At 35.9% G+C, this 3,216-nt stretch carries 2 protein-coding genes and 2 pseudogenes; 1 reads left to right on the top strand and 3 read right to left on the bottom strand.

Features of this window, described 5'->3' with window-relative positions; translation table 11 throughout:
- Positions 1 to 79, top strand: a pseudogene (locus HMPREF2685_RS10335) (IS6 family transposase); the annotation flags it as partial.
- A 98-nt stretch (positions 80 to 177) separates the two neighbouring features.
- On the opposite strand, the gene HMPREF2685_RS00030 reads toward HMPREF2685_RS10335, so the two are convergent.
- The 3 genes and pseudogenes from HMPREF2685_RS00030 to HMPREF2685_RS00020 all read right to left on the bottom strand — a co-directional run.
- Positions 178 to 615, bottom strand: a complete 438-nt coding sequence (locus HMPREF2685_RS00030; RefSeq protein ID WP_003106725.1) for a universal stress protein — start codon at positions 613 to 615, stop codon at positions 178 to 180.
- A gap of 8 nt (positions 616 to 623) precedes the next feature.
- Positions 624 to 2,231, bottom strand: a complete 1,608-nt coding sequence (locus HMPREF2685_RS00025; protein ID WP_070464520.1) for an Nramp family divalent metal transporter — start codon at positions 2,229 to 2,231, stop codon at positions 624 to 626.
- Positions 2,232 to 2,376: 145 nt separating this feature from the next.
- Positions 2,377 to 3,216: pseudogene (locus HMPREF2685_RS00020) on the bottom strand (IS3 family transposase); the annotation flags it as partial.

Raw genomic sequence — 3,216 nt, 5'->3', positions numbered from 1 at the left:
GAAAACCCGAAAAGAAGGCACTCTCTTCGGCTTTTCGGTGTCTACTGAAATCAAGGTATTAATGGGAATAACAGCCTAAGATATTTGGAGTTCAGAGAGGGCGCGTTTGATTTTCAAACTTCGCAACAGAACCAATTTGTCCAAGATATTGACCCAAATACATATTATCTGCAATATTTACTTAATAACTGTAATTGAGATTGGAGAATTTTTAACCATATAAGTAGCATGCGAACCAAAATATCCTTTAATTCCATGCATTGATCGCGATCCAATGATTAAGATATCTGCAGATGTTGCTGGCAAAATCGTCTTAGTAATTTCCTCGGCCGGATCACCTTCTCCACTGTACAGCTGAATGTTTTTTACACCGCTATTTTCTGCATATTGTTTGTACTTTTCCAAATTAAGTGACAATTGACTTTGTTTCTGGCTCAAGTACTCAGGGTCTAACGCTTCATAAACATTCAGCTCTTCAATTTCTAAAATTGAGGCAATCAGTAATGCGGCTCCAGTTTTACTCGCTTGCTTTACAGCATATTGAAAGGCTTTTTGAGCTCCTTCTGATTCATCTACCCCAACTAAAATATTTTTAAATTCATCAAATCCTTCCATAGTGCATCTTACCTTTCATTAATTAATTGATTATATTTTTTATTTCCTTTATACAGTTCAATAATTGTCCACGCTAACAGTAGTAATACTGCGACGATAATGACATAGGCAATAGAATCAGCTAGTACAAGTTGGCTTGATGTCACCTTTTCACCAAAAAAACCTTCAATTTGGCCGGGCAATCCAATCAAATTTAAATATGTCAATCCAATTACTGAACCCCATCCTAGTATCCGAATAACTATCGAATTTTTAAACCGGCTTCCCATTTCCACCTCACTATTGGTCATCATTAATAATGGTGCCATCGAAAATGGTAACGCAAAAGCTAAGAAGACTTGTGAATTATTCATTAGTGTATTTAACGCTGTGTGCTCCCGAATCGTTCCTTGCCTGCTTGTAATAATTACACAGATTAACACTGGGATAACTGAAATCAAACGCGTAATTAAACGTCTTAGCCAAATTGGCATTTTCATATGAATGAATCCCTCCATAATTACTTGTCCAGTTAAAGTTCCGGTAATCGTTGAATTTTGTCCAGAAGCTAGTAACGCGACTGCGAATAATGTAGAAAGAAGACCTGATTTTGCAACGGTGATTAAAATTCCGTTACTCAATGTATCCGAATTTGATAAAGCCTCATACAACCCAAAGAATGATGGATCTTTCACTGCCCCTGTTTTAAAAACAGCAACTCCCATTATGAGCAATAAGGAGTTAACAAAAAAAGCAAGAGTCAATTGAATGTTAGAATCCCATGTTGAAAATCGTACAGCATTGGCGATTTCATCTTCATCCGTACGATTTATCTTTCGAGTCTGAGACACAGCCGAATGTAGATATAAATTATGAGGCATAACGGTTGCACCAATAATTCCTAATGCACCAGTTAAAGGCGTTTGACCACCAATTGAATGTGTAGAGGAGAACGTTTCACCAGTCGGAACCAATCCTTTAAGTACATCCCCCCAATTAGGATCAGACAACGCTACTTGATAAACAAACACAAAAAGAATTACAAAAATCAAACAGACAACTATTGCTTCAATTTTTCTAAAACCAACTTTCGTTAACAACAATAATAATAAAACATCAAATACCGTAATAAAGACTGCGACGACAAGCGGAATATTAAAAAGTAAATAAAGAGCAATTGATGCGCCAATTACTTCCGCAATATCTGTTGCCATAATCGCTAATTCCGTTAAAATCCATAAAATGATTCCTAGTTTTTTACTCGTTCTCGCTCGAATTGCTTGAGCTAAATCCATTTGACTAACAATTCCCAATTTAGCAGCCATATATTGTAATAGCATTGCAATTAAACTAGACATTAAAATGACCGACATTAATAAATACTGGAAGTTTTGCCCACCCGTAATCGAAGTAGACCAGTTGCCTGGATCCATATATCCCACAGCAACTAATGCTCCCGGTCCAGAATAGGCGAACAGGGTTTTCCAAAAGCCTTTGCCTTTGGGTACCTCGACAGTTCCGTTAATTTCCTCTAAAGAGGGACCATTCGCATACTGAATTAATCGAGGTTTGTGCTCTTTACCAGACTGACTTGTTGTATCTTTCAAAATATTTCCACCTTCCTTTAAGAATATTATAAGTATACACCTCTTTTTTATCAAATTAAAGCAAAATATTAGGCAAACCTAAAAAAAAAATAAACATCGCCTAATTTAATATTATTTGCCTTCATTTCATTTGTATCGGAATGAATCAATTGTACACTGGACCAATGTCAAATATTTAGACACAAAATGAGCTATATTTTCTTAAAATAATTTTCTTCTTTCTGATTTGGAGTTAAACCCTTGTTGGCGGAATGAGGATTATAATTGTTATAAAATTGTTCGATGTATTCAAAGCAAGAGAGTTGAACTTCTTAAATGGAGTGATAAGTTCTGCGATTAATTTCTCGTTGTTTAAGATACTTGAAAAAGACCTCAGTGACGGCATTATCATAAGGATATCCAGGCTTGGAGTAAGAAGCAAGCAATTGATGCTCATCTAATAACTTTCTAAAGGAAGCTGATTTAAATTGGCTTCCTTGGTCCGAATGAAAGATAATTGGTTCCTTAGGCTTCCTCTTATTTATAGCTATCTCTAAGGTGTCACAGGCGAGTTTGGCATCAATCCTATCACTTACTTTCCACGCAATACATTTCCTTGAGTAGAGGTCAAGAATAGCACAGAGATAAACATGTCGTTTAGGTCCTATAGAGATATAAGTGAAATCTGTTGTCCAAACTTGATTTGGGGAGTTCGGGTTAAATTCTTGTTTAAGCAGATTATCAGAAGAAAATACAGGAGCTTTCTTTGATTTAAAACGAGGTTTGATGGTTGACATTTTAGGGAGTGTCATAGACTTGAGAAGTCTTAAGATACGGCCTTCAGAAATATTAACGCCATAATCACGCAGAAGAATGATTTTAAAAGCTCTCGTTCCAATTCTTTTCTTGGCTTTCATATAAATCTCAAGGAGTGATTTTCTCAAACGTTGATTTTCTACTTCACGCTTCGAAGGCTTCTTATTTATGAAGTTATAGTAGGTGGAACGGTTCTGTTGCAAAGTTTTAAATCTACTAT

The organism is Streptococcus sp. HMSC074F05 (assembly GCF_001808725.1).
GTDB classification, from domain to species: Bacteria; Bacillota; Bacilli; order Lactobacillales; family Streptococcaceae; genus Streptococcus; species Streptococcus parasanguinis_I.
The sequence above is the reverse complement of the archived record's forward strand: the minus strand, read 5'-3'. Positions and strand labels throughout refer to the sequence as shown.